The organism is Bacillus sp. FSL K6-0138, assembly GCF_037982765.1.
Classification (GTDB): domain Bacteria; phylum Bacillota; class Bacilli; order Bacillales; family Bacillaceae; genus Bacillus; species Bacillus glycinifermentans.
In genome coordinates, this window is sequence record NZ_CP150286.1 from 1,267,545 (window position 1) to 1,286,252 (window position 18,708).

18 protein-coding genes are annotated in these 18,708 nt (G+C 47.0%); 16 read left to right on the top strand and 2 right to left on the bottom strand.

Annotation, left to right across the window (positions count from 1 at the left end; genetic code table 11):
* The gene (locus tag MHB78_RS07005; protein ID WP_046129287.1) at positions 1 to 846 is read left to right on the top strand and encodes an MBL fold metallo-hydrolase; all 846 of its coding nucleotides are present in this window, start codon (positions 1 to 3) and stop codon (positions 844 to 846) included.
* A gap of 77 nt (positions 847 to 923) precedes the next feature.
* On the top strand, positions 924 to 2,621 hold the full coding sequence (locus tag MHB78_RS07010; RefSeq protein ID WP_173427485.1) for an NAD-dependent malic enzyme: 1,698 nt from the start codon (positions 924 to 926) through the stop codon (positions 2,619 to 2,621).
* A gap of 40 nt (positions 2,622 to 2,661) precedes the next feature.
* Here the strand turns inward: MHB78_RS07010 and MHB78_RS07015 are convergent, their stop codons facing one another.
* Positions 2,662 to 2,976 carry a PepSY domain-containing protein gene (locus MHB78_RS07015; protein WP_046129285.1) on the bottom strand — a complete coding sequence of 105 codons (315 nt, stop codon included), beginning with the start codon at positions 2,974 to 2,976 and terminating at the stop codon, positions 2,662 to 2,664.
* A gap of 138 nt (positions 2,977 to 3,114) precedes the next feature.
* Here MHB78_RS07015 and MHB78_RS07020 point away from each other — a divergent pair, with 138 nt between their 5' ends.
* A complete protein-coding gene (locus MHB78_RS07020; RefSeq protein WP_046129284.1) occupies positions 3,115 to 4,188 on the top strand; it encodes a M42 family metallopeptidase in 1,074 nt (357 codons plus the stop codon).
* Positions 4,189 to 4,220: 32 nt separating this feature from the next.
* Here the strand turns inward: MHB78_RS07020 and MHB78_RS07025 are convergent, their stop codons facing one another.
* Positions 4,221 to 4,667, bottom strand: a complete 447-nt coding sequence (locus tag MHB78_RS07025) for a YtoQ family protein (protein ID WP_046129283.1) — start codon at positions 4,665 to 4,667, stop codon at positions 4,221 to 4,223.
* 252 nt (positions 4,668 to 4,919) lie between these two features.
* On the opposite strand from MHB78_RS07025, the gene MHB78_RS07030 reads away from it, so the two are divergent.
* The 13 genes from MHB78_RS07030 (at position 4,920) to MHB78_RS07090 (ending at position 18,643) form a co-directional block, all read left to right on the top strand.
* Entirely contained in the window at positions 4,920 to 5,276 is a 357-nt protein-coding gene (locus tag MHB78_RS07030) for a thioredoxin family protein (protein WP_082094025.1), read from the top strand.
* Between the two features lie 19 nt (positions 5,277 to 5,295).
* Positions 5,296 to 6,105 (top strand): DUF1444 domain-containing protein, encoded by an 810-nt coding sequence (locus MHB78_RS07035; protein WP_046129281.1) that lies wholly within the window; start codon positions 5,296 to 5,298, stop codon positions 6,103 to 6,105.
* A gap of 17 nt (positions 6,106 to 6,122) precedes the next feature.
* The gene (ytpR, locus tag MHB78_RS07040; protein WP_046129280.1) at positions 6,123 to 6,728 is read left to right on the top strand and encodes a YtpR family tRNA-binding protein; all 606 of its coding nucleotides are present in this window, start codon (positions 6,123 to 6,125) and stop codon (positions 6,726 to 6,728) included.
* 180 nt (positions 6,729 to 6,908) lie between these two features.
* Entirely contained in the window at positions 6,909 to 9,809 is a 2,901-nt protein-coding gene (locus MHB78_RS07045) for a DNA translocase FtsK (RefSeq protein WP_046129279.1), read from the top strand.
* Positions 9,810 to 10,083: 274 nt separating this feature from the next.
* Positions 10,084 to 11,382 (top strand): UDP-N-acetylmuramate--L-alanine ligase, encoded by a 1,299-nt coding sequence (gene murC / locus MHB78_RS07050; protein WP_046129278.1) that lies wholly within the window; start codon positions 10,084 to 10,086, stop codon positions 11,380 to 11,382.
* A gap of 148 nt (positions 11,383 to 11,530) precedes the next feature.
* Complete coding sequence (locus tag MHB78_RS07055) at positions 11,531 to 11,941, top strand: DUF948 domain-containing protein (protein WP_046129277.1); 411 nt, start codon at positions 11,531 to 11,533, stop codon at positions 11,939 to 11,941.
* 14 nt (positions 11,942 to 11,955) lie between these two features.
* Positions 11,956 to 12,357, top strand: a complete 402-nt coding sequence (locus MHB78_RS07060) for a YtxH domain-containing protein (RefSeq protein WP_046129276.1) — start codon at positions 11,956 to 11,958, stop codon at positions 12,355 to 12,357.
* A 22-nt stretch (positions 12,358 to 12,379) separates the two neighbouring features.
* Positions 12,380 to 12,703, top strand: coding sequence for a bacillithiol system redox-active protein YtxJ (ytxJ, locus tag MHB78_RS07065; RefSeq protein ID WP_046129275.1), 324 nt, complete (start codon positions 12,380 to 12,382; stop codon positions 12,701 to 12,703).
* Between the two features lie 334 nt (positions 12,704 to 13,037).
* Positions 13,038 to 14,114 (top strand): bifunctional 3-deoxy-7-phosphoheptulonate synthase/chorismate mutase, encoded by a 1,077-nt coding sequence (locus tag MHB78_RS07070; protein WP_046129274.1) that lies wholly within the window; start codon positions 13,038 to 13,040, stop codon positions 14,112 to 14,114.
* A gap of 319 nt (positions 14,115 to 14,433) precedes the next feature.
* Positions 14,434 to 15,438: a catabolite control protein A gene (ccpA, locus tag MHB78_RS07075; RefSeq protein ID WP_046129273.1), complete on the top strand. Its 1,005-nt coding sequence runs from the start codon at positions 14,434 to 14,436 to the stop codon at positions 15,436 to 15,438.
* An 88-nt stretch (positions 15,439 to 15,526) separates the two neighbouring features.
* Positions 15,527 to 16,339 (top strand): flagellar motor protein MotP, encoded by an 813-nt coding sequence (gene motP / locus MHB78_RS07080; RefSeq protein WP_046129272.1) that lies wholly within the window; start codon positions 15,527 to 15,529, stop codon positions 16,337 to 16,339.
* Complete coding sequence (motS, locus tag MHB78_RS07085) at positions 16,329 to 17,000, top strand: flagellar motor protein MotS (protein WP_046129271.1); 672 nt, start codon at positions 16,329 to 16,331, stop codon at positions 16,998 to 17,000. Before motP ends, motS begins: the two co-directional genes overlap by 11 nt.
* A gap of 87 nt (positions 17,001 to 17,087) precedes the next feature.
* A protein-coding gene (locus MHB78_RS07090; protein WP_231947364.1) for an IS3 family transposase occupies positions 17,088 to 18,643 on the top strand; the annotation gives its coding sequence in 2 pieces (ribosomal slippage) (positions 17,088 to 17,745 and positions 17,745 to 18,643; 1,557 coding nt in all).
* Positions 18,644 to 18,708 lie beyond the last annotated feature (65 nt).

Consider the following 18,708-nt stretch of genomic DNA (forward strand, 5'->3'; position numbering starts at 1 on the left):
ATGGAAACTTTGCACATCGGCGGCATCAAGCTGACCTGGCTGAACGGCGGCGTAACGCATATGGACGGCGGCGCCATGTTCGGCGTGGTACCAAAGCCGCTATGGTCAAAAAAATATCATGCAAATGAAAAAAATCAGATCGAATTGAGGACAGATCCGATTCTTGTCCAAAAGGACGGAACCAATCTGCTGATCGATTCGGGAATCGGGCGCGGGAAGCTCTCGGACAAACAAAAAAGAAACTTCGGGGTCACGGAAGAATCTTCGCTTGATGAGTCGCTACAGGCGCTCGGCCTCTCAACGGAAGATATTGACGGGGTGCTGATGACCCACCTTCATTTCGACCATGCCTGCGGCTTGACGCGGTATGAAGGGGATGAGCTTGTCTCCGTTTTTCCGAATGCCGCCATTTATACGTCCTTGATCGAGTGGGAAGAGATGAAAAACCCGAACATCCGCTCAAGAAATACATATTGGAAAGAGAACTGGGAACCGGTTCAGCAGCAAGTAAAAACTTTTGAGCAAAAGCTTGACGTATTGCCCGGCATCACGATGCATCATACAGGCGGGCATAGCGACGGCCACTCTGTGATCGTTCTCGATGATTCCGGCGAGACGGCGCTTCACATGGCGGACATCATGCCGACGCATGCCCACCGGAACCCGTTATGGGTCCTCGCTTATGACGATTATCCGATGACATCGATTGCGGAAAAACAAAAATGGCAGGCTGCCGCTGCCGAAAAAGACGCATGGTACATTTTTTACCATGATGCATCCTACAGAGCATTGAAATGGGATGAAAACGGCGATATCAAAGTTTCAGTGAAAAGGCAAAAACGGTAGTTCTCCCATTTTTGTGAATGGTTTACCCGAATGTTATCCATCCTATAGGTAATTAACATGTGAAAGGAAGGCTACGGGTGAGCTACAAAGATCTGAACGAGCATGTCATTGAAACCAAATTAAGGGGATTTGAAGTGCTTTCGACTCCCATGCTGAATAAAGGGGTGGCATTTCCGCTTGAGGAAAGGAAAGCCCTGGGCTTAACGGGGCTTCTTCCGCCGAAGGTGCTGACGTTGGAGGAGCAGGCGAAGCGGGCTTACAAGCAGTTTCGTTCACAGCCTGACGATTTAAGCAAAAACGTGTATTTGACTGCACTGCATGACCGGAATGAAGTACTCTTTTACAGGCTTCTGAATGATCATATGACAGAGATGCTGCCGATCGTTTATACCCCGACCGTCGGTACGGCGATCCAGCAGTACAGCCATGAGTACAGAAAGCCGCGCGGCCTGTTTTTGTCCGTCGATGACCCGGCCGGGATGAAAACGGCTTTTGAAAACCTGGCGGCTGAGAAGGATCGGATCGACTTGATCGTGGCTACTGACGCCGAAGGGATTCTCGGCATCGGGGACTGGGGAGTCGGAGGGATCGCCATCTCCATCGGAAAGCTTGCCGTCTATACGGCTGCAGCCGGAATTGACCCGAACAGGGTGCTTCCTGTCGTGATTGACGCTGGTACAAACCAGGAGAGGCTCTTAAACGATCCGCTCTATGTCGGAAACCAGCATTCGCGCATCAGGGGGGACCGTTATGAATCATTTATCGAGCAGTATGTTGAGATTGCGACAAAGACCTTTCCGGGCGTCTTGCTGCACTGGGAGGATTTCGGCACGCAAAATGCCCGCCGGATTTTGAAAAAATACAAAGATAAAATATGCACCTTTAACGACGATATTCAAGGAACCGGAGCGGTCACGCTTGCCGCCGTGCTGGCGGCCGTGAAAATCTCAAAAATTCCGCTGAAAGACCATAAAATTGTGATATTTGGAGCAGGTACCGCGGGTATCGGCAACGCCGAACAGATCCGGTCCGCGTTCATCAAACAGGGAATGTCGGAAGAGGAAGCGTACCGCCGTTTCTGGTGCATCGACCGGAACGGACTGCTGACGGATGATATGAACGATTTGCAGGAAATGCAAAAGCCATATGCTAGACCGGCCGACGAAGTGAAGGATTTTGAGCGGAACGGTCCCGGACAAACGATTGATTTGGAAGAGGTCGTCAGGAAAGTCCAGCCGACGATTTTAATCGGAACATCGACCGTCTCAGGCGCATTCACTGAAAAAATCGTAAAAGAAATGGCGTCTCATACCGAACGCCCGGCGATATTCCCGATGTCAAATCCTACGCCTTTATCAGAGGCGAAGCCGGAGGATTTAATTGCATGGACGGAAGGGCGCGCGCTCGTCGCTACTGGAAGTCCATTTGACCCCGTGCAGTATAACGGCACGGAATACATCATCGGCCAGGCGAACAACGCTTTTGTGTTCCCGGGCCTCGGACTCGGAACGCTCGTCTCAAAGGCAAAACTCATCACCGATAACATGTTCTTTGCAAGCGCCGAAGCGATTGCCAATATGGTTGATGTCGGCAAGCCGGGAGCGGCCCTGCTGCCTCAGGTGGAAGATTTGCGGACGGTGTCGGCGACCGTCGCTGTGGCTGTTATAAAAGCGGCCATCCAGGACGGGGTTGCCGGATCACAGCCTCAGGATATCATCCAGGCGGTGCAGGACGCGATGTGGCATCCGGTTTATCGGCCGATTCGCGCCATATAGCAAAGATGCGGCCCATCCAGATGGCCGCATCTTTTTTTCATTACGCCGCTGTCTCAATGACATCAACGATCATTCCTGTTTTTGCGTCAACCATGACCTCATATTGTTCAAGCTCTCCTAAACATGATCTGGTGATCCCTGTTTTATAGACGATGACGGTTTCGCCGTTGACGGTATAAGGCTCTGGGACGGTATATATCCAGGACCCGTCGATCGGTCCCCTCTGCTTAAAAGCCGATTTGACGATCCGCAGCGCTTTTTCCGAGGAAATATAAGGGGTCATGACATATCGTTTGACAGCGATGGCTGCGGCGATGCCGATCCCGGCTCCGATGAGAAAATGGCGCAATTTCATAATCATAGCACCTCCAAGGCTTCTTTTTTCCATTATACAGAACATGTCCTTCTCTGTTAAGGATGGGGTCTGCTGTGGAAACATATTGTATACTTGCTGTAAAATGTGTTTGAGATACATACGAAATGAGGGAAACTGATGAATCAGGAAACGAGAAAGCTTTTTCAAACGCTGACCGAACTTCCCGGCGCTCCCGGCAATGAACATCACGTCCGGGCTTTTATGAAAAAAGAGCTGCAAAAATACGCCGACAAGGTCATTCAAGACAGGCTCGGAAGCGTGTTTGGCATGAAAAAGGGGCGCGAGGGAAGCCCGAAAATCATGGTCGCGGGTCATATGGATGAAGTGGGATTTATGGTCACATCCATTACGGACAACGGAATGCTCCGGTTTCAAACGCTCGGGGGATGGTGGAGCCAGGTTCTTTTGGCACAGCGCGTTGAAATTCATACGGAAAACGGACCGATTCCGGGTGTTATCGCCAGCACTCCGCCGCACCTTTTAACAGATGAACAGCGGAAGCGTCCGATGGATATTAAAAACATGCTGATCGACATCGGTGCGGATGACCGCGAAGATGCCGAAAAGATCGGTGTCAAGCCGGGACAGCAAATCGTCCCGATCTGTCCGTTCACCCCGATGGCGAATGAGAAGAAAATATTGGCGAAAGCGTGGGATAATCGCTATGGCTGCGGGCTGAGCATCGAATTGCTGAAAGAGCTCCACGGGACGGAGCTCCCGAATACGCTGTATTCAGGAGCGACCGTTCAGGAAGAAGTCGGCACGCGAGGCGCCCAGACTGCGGCAAACATGATTCAGCCCGATTTGTTTTTCGCGCTTGATGCAAGTCCGGCAAACGACTCCAGCGGGGACAAAAACGAATTCGGCCAGCTCGGCAAAGGCGTGCTGCTGAGGATTTTCGACCGTTCCATGGTAACCCACAGCGAAATGAGAAACTTCGTGCTGGATACGGCCGAATCGAATGATATCCCGTATCAATATTTCGTCTCTGCAGGCGGCACCGATGCAGGCCGCGTCCACATTTCAAACGAAGGAATTCCTTCAGCCGTCATCGGAATCTGTTCAAGGTACATTCACACATCGGCCTCGATCATTCATGTTGACGATTACCTGGCTGCAAAAGAATTGATCATTCGTTTAGTCAAAGCGTGTGACAGCTCTTTGGTCAAATCGATTTTGCAAGCCGACTAAAATGATGAAACCTGTGCCGTAAGCACAGGTTTTTATTCGCTTTCAAACACGTATGACAGCGATTTGATCGCCTGGTTGACGGTTTCAACGGTGATATTGGCTTTGTTTGACAGCTCTTTCAGCGGATGATGCAGAGATTTGGGGCGGATGATGATCAGCGGTTTTCCTTTTGCAATGGCGTAGGAAGCATCCATGGCCGTGTTCCATTGCTTATACTTTTCGCCGAAAAGGGCGATGACAATATCCGCTTTGTTCATTAAAACCGATGTTCTGAAATTGTTTAAATCGGAAGCCGCATCGTCTTTAGCGACCGGGTCGGTCTGCTTGCCTAAAATTTCTTCTCCGATGTTGTCTGACCGGTCGTGATGTTCCATCGGTCCGACAAATGTGACAGGCAGTTTCAGCGATTTCGCCTTTTCCTTTACTTCCTCGCGCCAGTTGCTATGTATTTCCCCGGCAAGATAAATGGTAAATTCCATACAGGATTTCCTCCTTCCTTGTTTTAAGCTTTGTACGCCTTATCGGATATTTTTACCCGTTCAGCTTTCATGTTAAACGAGAATGGGTTGATAAAGCAAAAAAATTGTGCTAATGATATGAAGAAGGTTTCAAGCAGGCGTCATATCAGATTTTCCCCGCAGAAAAGGGGTATGATACATAAAAGAACAGTCATCCTTGGACCGGTGCCGGCAAAAATCTGGCGATAGAACCCGTTGTCTGGTATGATCCGAATGGATGATAAGAACAATACACTGGAGGCGTTGATCATGAAAAAAATCGAATCTAATGAAGAGCTGCAAAAAGCCGTCAATGATGACTTGTCCCTGCTGATGTTTTCAGCTGACTGGTGCCCGGACTGCCGGTTTGTCGAACCGTTTTTACCCGAGCTTGAAGCGAATTATCCCGAATACACATTCTACTATGTAGACCGCGACAAATTTATCGATACATGCGCCGAGTGGGATATTTTCGGAATCCCGAGCTTTCTCGTATTCAAAAACGGAACAGAAATCAGCCGCTTTGTCAGCAAAGACCGGAAAACGAAAGAGGAAATTGAACAATTTTTGACCGATTCCCTGAAAAAGTAGCAGAAAGGAAGTTCCCTCTATGAAAATGACGTCAAGGAAACTTTCCGATATCTTAAAAAAACGATTGCAAAATGAAAGCTGGACCTTTTATTTTGACAGAGAAAAAGATACGCTGAGAATTGAAGATAAAGCCACTAAAAAAGGCATTACCCTCGAGCTTCCCGGCATCATCGCCAAATGGGAGCAAAAAAAAGACGAGGCCATCGATGAAGTCGTCTATTATACCGAGGAAGCGCTGAAGGCAATGAAGGGCCAGGCCCAAGAAATGGAGGGGCGGGAAAGCCTGATTTACCCCGTCATCCGTTCGACGTCATTTCCTGAAAAGTCGAGTGCCGGGATTCCGCTTATATTCGACGATCATACCGCTGAGACGAGAATCTACTACGCGCTGGATCTTGGCAATACGTACCGGCTGATTGACGAGAAAATGCTTGAAAAAGAAGGCTGGACAAAAGAGCGGATCAGGGAAACGTCTTCTTTCAATCTTCGCTCGCTCAAAACCGTTGTCAAGGAAGACGTTGTAGCCGACAACCGCTTTTACTTTTTCAGAGCAAACGACGGCTATGATGCAAGCCGCGTGTTGAACGAATCGATCCTTGCCGCGTATGAACAAAAAGCTGAAGGAGCGCTGGCGGTCTCCATTCCGCATCAGGATGTATTGATCATTGCTGACATTCGCAATCAGGCAGGGTATGATATTCTCGGGCAAATATCGATGAGCTTTTTTGCGAGCGGAACGGTCCCGATTACGGCGCTTTCGTTTTTATATGAAGATGGAAAGCTTGAACCGATCTTCATTCTCGCTCAAAACCGCCCGAAAAAGAAATGATAGAAAGGATTTTTTTGATGAACGCATTTTATAATTTAGAAGGAGTAGGCGACACGCTTCTCATCTCTCTTCACGACATTCCACGCGAGAACATGGCTTTCGAACGCTTCGGAGATGTCGTTAAAATCTTTGATAAAGAAACACAAGAAACATCAGGATACAACATCTTTAATGCCTCATCCTACATGAACCTGACCGAAAACGGACCCATCGCCCTTTCTGAAAGCTTTGTCCAGGATGTAAATGAAATTCTGGTCCGCAACGGATTAAAAGACGAGCTGACCGTCGACCTTTCTCCGAAGTTCGTCGTAGGTTATGTCGAAGAAAAAGAAAAGCACCCGAATGCCGATAAATTGAGCGTCTGCAAAGTCAACGTGGGAACAGAAACACTGCAGATCGTTTGCGGAGCTCCGAATGTTGAAGCAGGCCAAAAAGTCGTCGTCGCCAAAGTCGGAGCCGTGATGCCAAGCGGCATGATCATCAAAGATGCCGAGCTCCGCGGTGTGCCGTCAAGCGGGATGATCTGCTCTGCAAAAGAATTGAACCTTCCCGACGCGCCGAAGGAAAAAGGGATTCTCGTCCTTGATAACAGCCGTGAAGCCGGAGAAGCCTTTGAATTTTAAAACGGCATAAAATGAACCAAACGTTCGAATACATGTGAAAGAAGCCGCTGGGTCAAAAACTTGGCGGCTCTTTTATTCGTCGGACGGACAGGAAGCACCTTGTTCTTTTCTGGCGGGTGAAGCAATGGTATACTAAAAACCGTCCCCGAAAAATTCAAGGGAGTTAGAGAGTGATGATTCATGAGCTGGATTAGCAAAATGTTCGGCCTTTTTTTAGGCGAAGATGAACATAACGAAAAAAACACGAAAAACATGTCAGAGGAGCCGCTTTCAGGCTCGTCTTTTGAAGAAAACGAAGACATGCCGCAAATATCAGACGCAAAAGTCGTTTATGAATACCCAAAAGGCAAGTTCCGCTTCCCGGTGATTCCTGATCAAAAAACACAGCAAAGGGAAAATACAAGGGAGCCTCAGCAAAGACAAAGGCAACGCCATTCCTACAGCAACCCTGCAACAAGGCAGCGCCCATCCGATGTTTCAAGAAATGATACGGAAAAACCGGCTAAAAAGCCATTTAAACCGTCGGTCATCCCTTCGCCGATTTACGGCTATCACGAACAAAAAAGAATCAAGCCAAACCATTTGCCGGCCAAAAAGCAAAAAGAACCGCGCGTGACGCTTCTCACGGAAGAAATTGAAAAGGAACAGCGCTTTTTTGAACAGCCAATCCAAAAAGCGCCTTCTCACACTGTCAGTCAGCCGGCGGCAGATCCGGAAAAGCCGGATCAGAAAGCGGCTGTCGTACGGGAAAACAGCGTTTTTGATGAAGCATCAATATCCCGTGCATATGATGATGAACAGGAAGAAGCGCGGACCGTTCGGGAAGAAAGCGATACGCAAGCTGCGGAAAAATCCGCCGGCTATGTTGAAGAAACAGAATCCCATGCATATGATGGTGAACAGGAAGAAGCGCGGACTGTTCGGGAAGAAAGCGATACGCAGGCTGCGGAAAAATCCGCCGGCTATGTTGAGGAAACAGAATCCCGTGCATATGATGCTGAACAGGAAGAAGCGCGGACCGTTCAGGAAGAAAGCGATACGCAAGCTGCGGAAAAATCCGCCGGCTATGTTGAAGAAAAATCCCGTGCAAATGATGGTGAACAAGAAGAACCCCGGACCGTTTGGGAAGAAAGCGATATACAATTGGCGAAAGACCGCGGAGACTCTCTTAATGAAAAAGAATCCGGAGCCTCCGATTTAACGGATGAAGCGCCGGTCGAAAAAGCCGGAGAAAGCGGGGAAGAGCAGAGCTTTTTCGAAGAAAAAGGGGCATCTGTACATCCGCCGCTCTCCTCAGAGGAAACGGGAGCGCTTATGAGCAAGGCTGGAGACCTTGGAAACGAAGCGATGTCAAGTCAAGGCATTCAAATGGGTGATGGAAACCAGTCGCCTGAACAAGCAGAAGAAAACGAACAGGCATTTCCTGCTGAACAAAGCCGTAAGGACCCTGAACCGCAAAGCGTCAACAACGAATCGCAAGCAGCCGTACGTGAAAAGAATGAAAGCCAAGAGCTTTCCGATTCGAAGGCCCGCGGCAACGCAAGCGGAGATTTGACTGCGCCGAAACCGAAGCACAGGTCATCTTCCGTACCGTTTAATGTCATGATGTTTGCTGCAGATAAACAAAAAGAAAACGCGGCAAACGCCTCCCGCGGATACGAGTTCCCGAGTTTGGCCCTGCTTGATGTTCCGCCAGCTCAAAAGCGGGACGATCAACCATGGATAAACGAGCAGCGGGAGCTGTTGGATGTGACCCTCGAAAACTTCAATGTCAGAGCGAACGTTGTTCATGTTACACAGGGGCCGTCGGTGACAAGGTTCGAAGTGCACCCAGAACCTGGAGTGAAAGTCAATAAAATTACAAACCTATCGGATGATATCAAACTGAGCTTATCGGCAAAAGACATCCGCATCGAGGCGCCGATTCCCGGAAAGAATACGATCGGAATCGAAGTTCCGAACCTACATAGCAAGATGGTGTATTTGCGCGAAATGATCAGAAGCCCGGAATTTAGAACAAACCCGTCTCCTTTGACGGCGGCTCTCGGGCTCGATATTTCCGGACAGCCGGTGGTCTGTGATCTGAAAAAAATGCCTCACGGATTGATTGCAGGGGCTACGGGATCAGGAAAAAGCGTATGTCTGAACACGATTTTAGTCAGCCTGCTGTTTAAAGCCGACCCTACAGAGGTGAAGCTGTTGCTCATTGACCCTAAAATGGTCGAGCTTGCTCCGTACAACGAAATTCCGCATCTTGTCAGTCCTGTCATTACGGATGCAAAAGCGGCTACGGCGGCCTTGAAGTGGGTCGTTGAAGAAATGGAGCGCCGCTATGAATTATTCGCGCACTCCGGAGTGCGCGATATTGAGCGCTTCAACGAAAAGGTTCATGAAAAGAAAATGGGCGAAAAACTCCCATATCTCGTTGTCGTTATCGATGAGCTTGCCGATCTGATGATGGTCGCCCCGAATGAGGTCGAAGAAAGCATTTGCCGAATCGCCCAAAAAGCCAGGGCGTGCGGCATTCACCTGCTGATTGCGACACAGCGGCCGTCGGTCGACGTCATCACAGGCTTGATCAAAGCGAATATCCCGACCAGAATCGCATTTTCCGTTTCAAGCAACGTCGATTCAAGAACGATTATCGATATGGCCGGGGCGGAAAAGCTGCTTGGAAAAGGAGATATGCTCTTTTTGGAGAACGGGTCCGGGAAACCGGTGCGCCTTCAGGGGAACTTCGTATCTGACCGCGAAATTGACCGGGTCGTTTCCCACGTAAGGAAACAGCAAAAGCCGTCTTATTTATTCGAGCAGGAAGAGCTCGTCAGACAAAATCCGGCAGGCTTTGATCATGACGAACTGTTCCTTGAAGCGTGCGAATTCGCCGTTGAACAAAACAGCGCCAGCACCTCGAGCCTGCAGAGGCGGTTTAGGATCGGCTACAACAGGGCCGCCAGATTAATCGATATGATGGAAAGAGAAGGCATGATATCGGAAGCAAAAGGAAGCAAGCCGAGAGAAGTGCTGATCACGCGTACGGATTTGGAACAGCTGATAGAAAGTAGTTCACTTTTCAGCTAAACATGGTATGATAGCTGTTGGGCGTGTTTTTTTAAAAAGTTTGGTGCGCCATAAGAAGAAAGCGCCGTAAGCGGCGTTTTCATCCGTTTTAAGAGAACCTTTCGGAAGGTGCAAAAAATCTTTCGAAAGGAAGGTTTAATCAATCTTAAAAATGCCTGATACTAAAAATATCGAAGCAAGTTAGAAGAACATTGATGCGGCCAGGCTTTAGGTTGCAAATTGAAATAAGCGTCATATACTGGGAAGCAGATAGACGTTTGTTGGAGGTACAATTATGACTGTTTATCATTTTGTCGGAATAAAGGGGACAGGTATGAGTCCGCTTGCCCAAATTCTCCATGATAATGGATATACTGTCCAAGGATCGGATATCGAAAATTATATTTTTACACAAAAAGCGTTGGAAGAAAGAAATATTCCGGTTTACCCTTTTGATCCCGAAAATATTAAACCGGGAATGACCGTTATTGCCGGAAACGCCTTTCCCGATACGCATCCCGAAATCGAAAAAGCCCTTGCAGACGGGCTTCCTGTCGTTCGGTATCATAAATTTCTCGGGGAGTACTTGAAGAAGTTTACAAGCATTTCGGTCACGGGCGCTCACGGAAAAACATCGACGACAGGGCTGCTGTCGCATGTTATTCAAAAAGCAAAACCGACATCGTATTTAATCGGCGACGGAACAGGAAAGGGAAGCGAAAACAGCGAATATTTCGTACTTGAGGCGTGTGAATACAGAAGGCATTTTCTGAGCTATCAGCCGGATTATGCAATCATGACGAATATTGACTTTGACCATCCCGATTACTTTGCAAACATCGATGATGTGTTTGACGCCTTTCAAACGATGGCTCTGCAGGTGAACAAAGGGATCATCGCGTGCGGGGATGACGAATACTTGATGAAGATCCATGCCAACGTTCCTGTCGTATACTACGGCTTTGCGGACGAAAACGATTTTCAGGCGAGAAACGTCATCAAAAATACGGAAGGCACCACTTTCGATGTTTTTGTCCGGAATACATTCTATGACACATTCTATATACCGGCTTACGGAAGCCATAATGTCCTGAACGCGCTGGCCGTCATTGCGCTTTGCCATTATGAGCAGGTCGATGTCGACATCATTAAAGAAGGGCTTAGAACCTTCAGCGGCGTCAAACGGAGATTTAATGAAAAAATCGTCGGCAATCAAGTGTTGATTGACGATTACGCACACCATCCGACTGAAATCACAGTGACGATTGAAGCGGCAAGGCAGAAGTATCCTGATCGTGACATCGTTGCGGTATTCCAGCCGCACACTTTTACGCGGACGCAGTCTTTCCTGAACGAATTTGCGGAAAGCCTGAAAAAAGCCGATTATATCTATCTTTGTGACATTTTCGGCTCAGCCCGCGAGAATGCAGGGAAGCTGACAATCGCCGATCTGCAGGAAAAAGTAGGGCAGGCAAAGCTTATCGATGAAAATGACACAGCCGTTTTAAAAGAGCATGAAAACGGAGTTCTGATTTTTATGGGAGCCGGAGACATACAAAAGTATTTAAAAGCATATGAAAATGTATTAGCGTAACATAAAAAAGGCAGTGTGAGTCCATTCCGCTGCTTTTTTGTACATAAAGGAATTCAATGGTCCGTGTAGAAAAATATATACAAAAGAGGTTTACAATTCGGCCAGTTGGGTATAAACATCACTGTAAGCCGTACATAAGGAGGATTAGATGATTATTATTCTTTATTTAAGCGCTGCACTCATTGCCGTAGCTTTTCTCATTTTAGTAATCTACTTATCAAAAACGTTAAAATCGCTTCAATTGACGCTTACAAACGTGGCATCGACTTTAGAGGGGCTTGAAGGACAGATGAAGAACGTGACAGCGGAGACCGCAGAGCTCCTTCATAAGACGAACCGCCTGGCGGATGACATCCAGGAGAAATCGTTGAAGCTGAACACGGTGGTAGACGCGGTTCAGGAAGTCGGCACATCGGTCCGCCAGTTTAACGCTTCGATTCAGCAGGTGTCTGACTCTGTTACGTCAGCGGCAGAACAAAATCGCGAGAAAATTTCTCAAGTTGTGAGCTGGAGCAATGCAGCTTTGGAAATCTGGAATAAATGGAAACAAAAAAGATGAAGGAGGAATAAAACATGGGCAAAGAAGGAATGAATACTAGAGATTTTCTCATCGGCACGTTCGTAGGCGGTATCATCGGAGCAGCGACGGCGTTGTTTTTGGCGCCAAAATCAGGGAAGGAGCTGCGCGATGACATTGGGAGCCAAGCCGCTGTGATCAAAGATAAAACGTGCAAACTGACAAACGAAGCGAGAGAAAAAGGTGCGGAATATGTCAGCATTGCAAAAGATAAAACGTCTTCGATTTCACAGCTTGTCTCCGATCGATCCACACAACTCATGGATAAAGTCAAAGACCTTCGAGCCCAGGGAACAGATAAGGCCGTTGAGCTGAAGGAAGATGCTGCCTCTGCGATTGATGAGGCTGAAGAGGAAGCAAAAACTGAAGGAAAAGAAACAGAGACAGCCCAGAACTAATACGCAGAAAGGGAAGATCATCATGTCAAAGCAGCTCATTCAAACAGAGGATGAATTTAAACAGCTGGAAACGGACCGCACATTCGTCTTTTTTAAGCACAGTACGACATGTCCCATCAGCCGGCGCGCGTTCGAGGAATTTGAAGCATTTGCTGAAGGACACGAAGACATTCCGGCATATTTTTTAACGGTGCAGGAGAGCCGCCCGTTGTCAAACTATATCGCCGAGCAGTACGGGATCAAGCACGAAAGTCCCCAGGCAATCGTTTTTGAAAACGGGAAAGTAAAATGGCATGCTTCCCATTCACAGATTACCGCTCAGGCGCTTGCGGAAAACAGCAAATAGGCTTTTAGAAGCGAAAAAGGCCAATTCGTACAGCGTCTTGGTCTTTTTTTTGCCGTTCTTAAAATCAGCGGATATATAAAGCAGAGACCGATTTGCAGCGGTTATACGGACGATCAAGTTAAAGAATCAATCTCAGATTCTTTTTTTTATTTGTCGAAGGTAAAAAACCCGCACAGACAAGGGATAAACTGCATATCATACTTTATCGCTTAAAAGCGTTTGGGTAATAAAGAATTTTTTCGTGACAATTCAACAAACATTGTTTATAATAAACCCTAATAATTGAATCATTCTTATTTTCATAGGGTGAGGCCAAAAAGAAAGGATGGAAAACATGAGCAATACTGAACTAGATTTGCTGAGGCAGCAGGCGAACGAATTGAACTTGCAGATTTTGAAGTTGATTAACGAACGGGGCAGAATCGTTCAGGAGATTGGCAAAGCGAAAGAAGCGCAAGGAATTAACCGCTATGATCCTGTGAGGGAAAGAGCGATGCTGAACAGCATCATTGAAAACAACGACGGCCCTTTTGAAGATTCTACCATTCAGCATATATTCAAAGAGATTTTTAAAGCCGGACTTGAGCTTCAGGAAGATGACCACAGCAAGGCTCTTCTCGTCTCCCGGAAGAAGAAGCCTGAAGATACGATTGTCAATATTAAAGGCGAAACAATCGGCGACGGCGAACAAAGATTCATTATCGGTCCGTGTGCCGTTGAAAGCTATGATCAAGTAGCCGAAGTCGCAGCGGCTGCAAAAAAACAAGGCCTGAAACTGCTTCGCGGCGGAGCATTCAAGCCGCGTACAAGCCCGTACGACTTCCAGGGCCTCGGTGTTGAAGGCTTAAAGATCTTAAAGCGTGTAGCTGACGAATATGATCTCGCCGTCATCAGCGAAATCGTAAATCCGCAGCATATTGAAGAAGCGATTGATTACATTGACGTCATCCAAATCGGCGCCCGCAACATGCAAAACTTTGAGCTGTTAAAAGCGGCAGGCTCTGTGAAAAAGCCGGTCCTTTTAAAACGCGGTCTTGCCGCAACACTGAAGGAATTCATCAATGCAGCGGAATATATCATTTCCCAAGGAAACGATCAAATCATTCTTTGCGAGCGCGGAATCAGAACGTACGAAACAGCGACCAGGAACACGCTCGATATTTCGGCTGTACCGATTCTTAAACAGGAGACACACCTTCCTGTATTCGTGGATGTCACTCATTCAACTGGACGCCGCGATCTCTTGCTTCCAACGGCAAAAGCAGCGCTTGCTATCGGGGCTGACGGCGTAATGGCGGAAGTTCATCCAGATCCATCTGTTGCCCTTTCAGATTCCGCACAGCAAATGGATATCCCGACATTCGAAAAATGGCTGAATGAGCTGAAGCCGCTTGTACAAGTAAAAGCATAAAGCTTCATTCAACTGGGACCGCTTTTATAAGCGGTCTTTTTTTGTGCATACTAAAAATTGTCGAAAAAAATTCTTATTTTCATAACATGACGCGATTTTTGCGTTTAAATTAATTATAAAAATAAAGGGAACGTTTTCATATTAGGTAAAACCGTGTATAATTTCAGGAGAGCGCTTTTTTTGTTTGAATATTAATGAAAAATAATGTAAACTTAATCTTTGCTTATTTTACATAAAGTTTTACATTTTGACATTTCTCTACATGAAAATGTTTATGCTATAGAAAAAGATTGTACCTAGTTGAAGGAGTGGTAAAAAAATGAGTAATGTTACAATATATGATGTCGCACGTGAAGCAAATGTAAGCATGGCGACGGTTTCCAGAGTCGTGAACGGGAATCCGAACGTAAAGCCGACAACCCGAAAAAAGGTGCTTGAAGCAATCGAGCGTCTCGGCTATCGTCCAAACGCCGTCGCAAGAGGACTCGCCAGCAAGAAAACGACAACCGTCGGCGTCATTATTCCCGATATCTCAAGCATCTTTTATGCAGAGCTGGCAAGGGGAATCGAAGATATTGCCACAATGTACAAGTACAATATTATTTTAAGCAACTCTGACCAAAACATGGACAAAGAGCTGCACCTGCTTAATACGATGCTCGGCAAGCAGGTCGACGGCATCGTGTTCATGAGCGGGAACGTCACGGACGAGCACGTTGAAGAATTTAAACGGTCACCGGTTCCGATCGTGCTTGCAGCGTCTGTCGAAGAAAAAGGGGAAACGGCTTCTGTTGCGATCGATTATGAACAGGCTTTATATGATGCCGCAGTCATGCTGATCGAAAACGGCCACAAGCGCTTGGCATTTGTATCAGGACCGATGCAGGAGCCGATCAATAAGGCGAAAAAGCTTCAAGGCTTTAAAGGGGCTTTGCAGGATAAAGGTCTCGAATTTAAGGAAGAGTTCGTTGTAGAAGGAGACTATACGTACGATTCCGGCATGGAGGCGCTTGATGCGCTCATGAAGCTTGATGAAAAACCGACGGCCGTCATTTCTGCAACAGATGAGATGGCGCTCGGAATCATTCATGCCGCACAGGACAAAGGATTATCGATTCCGGAAGACCTTGAAGTGGTCGGATTTGACAATACGCGCCTGTCATTAATGGTTCGTCCGCAGCTGACGACGGTCGTTCAGCCGACATATGACATTGGTGCCGTAGCGATGAGGCTGTTAACAAAGCTGATGAACAAGGAAGAGGTCGAAGAGCATATCGTTCAGCTTCCGCATCGGATCGAACAAAGACAATCAACGAAATCATAAAAAATAAAACAAGAAAGAAAGCAAGTTTTCACGGTTTTTTTCGTGAAGATCTTGCTTTCTTTTACGTGAGTGGAGAGAATGCAAAGAGATGAAACGTTTTGATTATCTTACACCTGTCGGATTTATGTTAGGCATGCTGATTTTGACGGTCGGCGTGATTTCGGGAGCAGGCCTTTCCGGATTTTATTCGTTTATCGATGTAACGTCTTTTTTTATCGTGACGGGCGGATTATGCGCAGCCGTTTTTATGAGTTTTTCTCCGAAGGATTTAAAAAAAGCGCCGGCCGTCCTAAAGCAGGTGTTTGTTTCGGAAGATGATGACATAAGAGATTTGGTCAAAACGTTTGTCACCCTTTCCGAACAGGCGCGAAAACAGGGGATTTTATCATTGGACGCCGAAATCGGCGAAATGAAAGATCCGTTTTTAAAAAAAGGCTTGCTGCTTGCCATTGACGGGTGGGATGAAGAGACGATCCGCAACGTCATGAACTCGGAAATTGCGGCGATGGAAGAAAGGCACAGAAAGGGAAGAAGAATCTTTGAAAAAGCGGGAGAATATGCGCCTGCATGGGGCATGATCGGTACTCTCGTCGGACTGGTGATGATGCTCAAAAATCTGAACAAACCGGAAACCCTCGGCCCGAATATGGCTGTCGCCCTTTTGACGACACTCTACGGATCGCTGTTGTCCAACATGCTGTTTATTCCAATCGCCGCAAAGCTTGAAGAAAAGACGGAAGCCGAGATCTTTAAGAAGCAGGTCATGATCGAAGGGATCATCGGCGTTCAGTCGGGAAGAAACCCCCGCAATCTTGAAAGCCAGCTCGTCGTATTCAGCTCCAAAGAGGAATGGAGAAAAAAGCATGCGGAAAACGTAAAGGATAAGGCCCATGAAGCTTAGGCACGAGAGACGAAAACGCGAAGCCGGACGCAAATCGCCGTCATGGATGATTACCTTTACCGATTTGATTACGCTGATTCTCGTGTTCTTTATTTTACTGTTTTCGATGTCGCAAATCGATTTGCAAAAATTCAAGACCGCTGTCGGCTCTTTTCAGGAGAGAGGGGACAAAAAGGCGGCCGCGGAAGCCGGCGGCAGAGAGAGCAAGCCGGGCGAAAGCGAAGATGATTTATTAAAGAAAATCAGCGGCTATATTGAAAAAAACCGGCTGTCACGCCTGATTACCGCAAAGCGCGATGAACGGGGCGTCGTCCTCGTCCTGCAGGAGGCGGTTCTCTTTGATTCCGGAAAGGCGGAAATTAAAGATCAGGCTTACCCGCTATTGCACAAAATGGCGGTATTGTTTAAATCGCTGCCCAACCAGATCGATGTGGAGGGGCATACAGACAGCCGGCCGATTTCCACATACCGATTTCCGTCCAACTGGGAGCTCTCTGCAGCAAGAGCCAGCACGGTCATCGGCTATTTTACGTCAAAAGAAAAACTCGACTCTTCACGCTTTCTGGCGGTCGGATATGCCGATACGAAGCCGGTCAGGGATAATCGGACGGAGAGCCATATGAAGGAAAACAGGCGAGTTGAAATCGTAATCAGAAAATAAAACCAAAAAGGCCTTGCACCGTGATATGCTCCCCTAAAGGTAGACAGATGAAATAAAAAAATCTGTTTGCCTTGGGGGAGTTTTTTCATGGCTGGAAAATGGTTTTCAAAAGAAGAAAAATTGAATATTCTATCAGAATGTGATCAGGGCAATAATTCGGTGAAGGAGATCGCAGAAAAATATGGCATTCATGCCGAAACGATTCGTGAATGGAGAACATCGCATGATATGGCGGGTGTGGAGAGTTTGGAACGTTCAAAGCGCCATAAGTTCTATCCCGCAGAATTAAAATACAATGCCGTGAAAGACTTCTTATCCGGACGCTACTCTCAAAGAGAAATCTCGAGAAAATATAAGATTTCCAGTAAATCCGTACTCATGAAGTGGGTTGAGCTTTATAATGGTCATAAAACGTTAAAAGACAGCGGGAGAGGAAGGAATCGTTTGATGACCAAACGGAAGAACGTTTCATTGGAAGAACGGATTGAGATTGCGAAGGATTGTCTAGCTCATGGAAAGGACTACGCCAGATCAATGGAGATTCATCAAGTCTCCTACCAACAGGTGTATCAATGGGTGAAAAAGTATCAAGAAGGCGGAGAAGAGGCCTTAAAAGACAACCGAGGGAAACGCAAAACCGAAGAAGAATTGACACCTGAAGAAAAAATTCAACGGGAAAACAAACGGCTGGAACAGGAAAATGAGCGTTTGCGCGCAGAGAATGCGTTCTTAAAAAAGTTGGAAGAGATCAAAAGGAGGCGGTTCTAAGTCAGGTTCGGTACGAAGATCGATATCTCGCCATTTTAGAGCTGAATCGAAAAGAAGGCTTTTCTGTCCAAATGTTATGTGAGATTGCCGAAGTTTCGCGCCAGGGGTATTACAAATGGAGGAGCCGAGTACCTTCAGCGAGAGAAAAACAGAATGAAAAGATTATCGCCAAAATGGCGCTACTTCACGAACAAATTGGCGGTATCTACGGATACCGCAGAATGACCTTAAACATGAACCGCCGCTTTAAAGAGCGCCTCAATCATAAGCGCATCTATCGGCTGATGAAAATTGCCAAGCTGGAGTGTGTCATTCGGCGGAAGAAAAAACGTTACGGCAAAGCGACGCCTCAACATGTGTCCGAAAATATCCTGAATCGAGAGTTTAAAGCGGACAAACCAAATCAAAAATGGGTGACTGATGTGACAGAGCTAAAATACGGCCATCGGAAAGCGTACCTCAGTGCCATTTTAGATCTTCATGAGGGAATGGTCGTGTCTTATGTGCTGGGGAAATCCAATAATAACGCCCTTGTGTTTAAAACCTTGAACCAAGCGCTTGAGGCAGCCCCAAACGCACGTCCTCTCCTTCACAGCGACAGAGGTTTTCAATACACGTCCCACCAGTTTAGAAGGATGATTGAAAACGCAAATATGACACAGAGTATGTCCCGCGTCGGCCGCTGTATTGATAACGGCCCCATTGAGTCGTTTTGGGGGAAATTAAAATGCGAGAAATACAGACGGAATTCGTACGAGACATTTGAGGCACTTCAAAGCGCAATTGATGAATATATCCACTTTTACAACCACGATCGTCTACAAGAAAAACTAAACGGCCTCAGCCCAGTGGAATACAGGGCTAAAGCCGTCTAGTGTGTTTTAGTTATTTCCACTGTCTACTTGACAGGGTGCAGATCACCGCGCAGGGCCTTTTATTT

Bases quoted from the DNA above. Each gene is read 5' to 3' on its own strand.
- MHB78_RS07005 (WP_046129287.1), top strand. From the start codon at position 1: ATGGAAACTTTGCACATCGGCGGCATCAAGCTGACCTGGCTGAACGGC.
- MHB78_RS07015 (WP_046129285.1), bottom strand. From the start codon at position 2,976: ATGAAATTGCGCCATTTTCTCATCGGAGCCGGGATCGGCATCGCCGCA.
- MHB78_RS07020 (WP_046129284.1), top strand. From the start codon at position 3,115: ATGAATCAGGAAACGAGAAAGCTTTTTCAAACGCTGACCGAACTTCCC.
- MHB78_RS07025 (WP_046129283.1), bottom strand. From the start codon at position 4,667: ATGGAATTTACCATTTATCTTGCCGGGGAAATACATAGCAACTGGCGC.
- MHB78_RS07030 (WP_082094025.1), top strand. From the start codon at position 4,920: ATGGATGATAAGAACAATACACTGGAGGCGTTGATCATGAAAAAAATC.
- MHB78_RS07035 (WP_046129281.1), top strand. From the start codon at position 5,296: ATGAAAATGACGTCAAGGAAACTTTCCGATATCTTAAAAAAACGATTG.
- ytpR (WP_046129280.1), top strand. From the start codon at position 6,123: ATGAACGCATTTTATAATTTAGAAGGAGTAGGCGACACGCTTCTCATC.
- MHB78_RS07045 (WP_046129279.1), top strand. From the start codon at position 6,909: ATGAGCTGGATTAGCAAAATGTTCGGCCTTTTTTTAGGCGAAGATGAA.
- murC (WP_046129278.1), top strand. From the start codon at position 10,084: ATGACTGTTTATCATTTTGTCGGAATAAAGGGGACAGGTATGAGTCCG.
- MHB78_RS07055 (WP_046129277.1), top strand. From the start codon at position 11,531: ATGATTATTATTCTTTATTTAAGCGCTGCACTCATTGCCGTAGCTTTT.
- MHB78_RS07060 (WP_046129276.1), top strand. From the start codon at position 11,956: ATGGGCAAAGAAGGAATGAATACTAGAGATTTTCTCATCGGCACGTTC.
- ytxJ (WP_046129275.1), top strand. From the start codon at position 12,380: ATGTCAAAGCAGCTCATTCAAACAGAGGATGAATTTAAACAGCTGGAA.
- MHB78_RS07070 (WP_046129274.1), top strand. From the start codon at position 13,038: ATGAGCAATACTGAACTAGATTTGCTGAGGCAGCAGGCGAACGAATTG.
- ccpA (WP_046129273.1), top strand. From the start codon at position 14,434: ATGAGTAATGTTACAATATATGATGTCGCACGTGAAGCAAATGTAAGC.
- motP (WP_046129272.1), top strand. From the start codon at position 15,527: ATGAAACGTTTTGATTATCTTACACCTGTCGGATTTATGTTAGGCATG.
- motS (WP_046129271.1), top strand. From the start codon at position 16,329: ATGAAGCTTAGGCACGAGAGACGAAAACGCGAAGCCGGACGCAAATCG.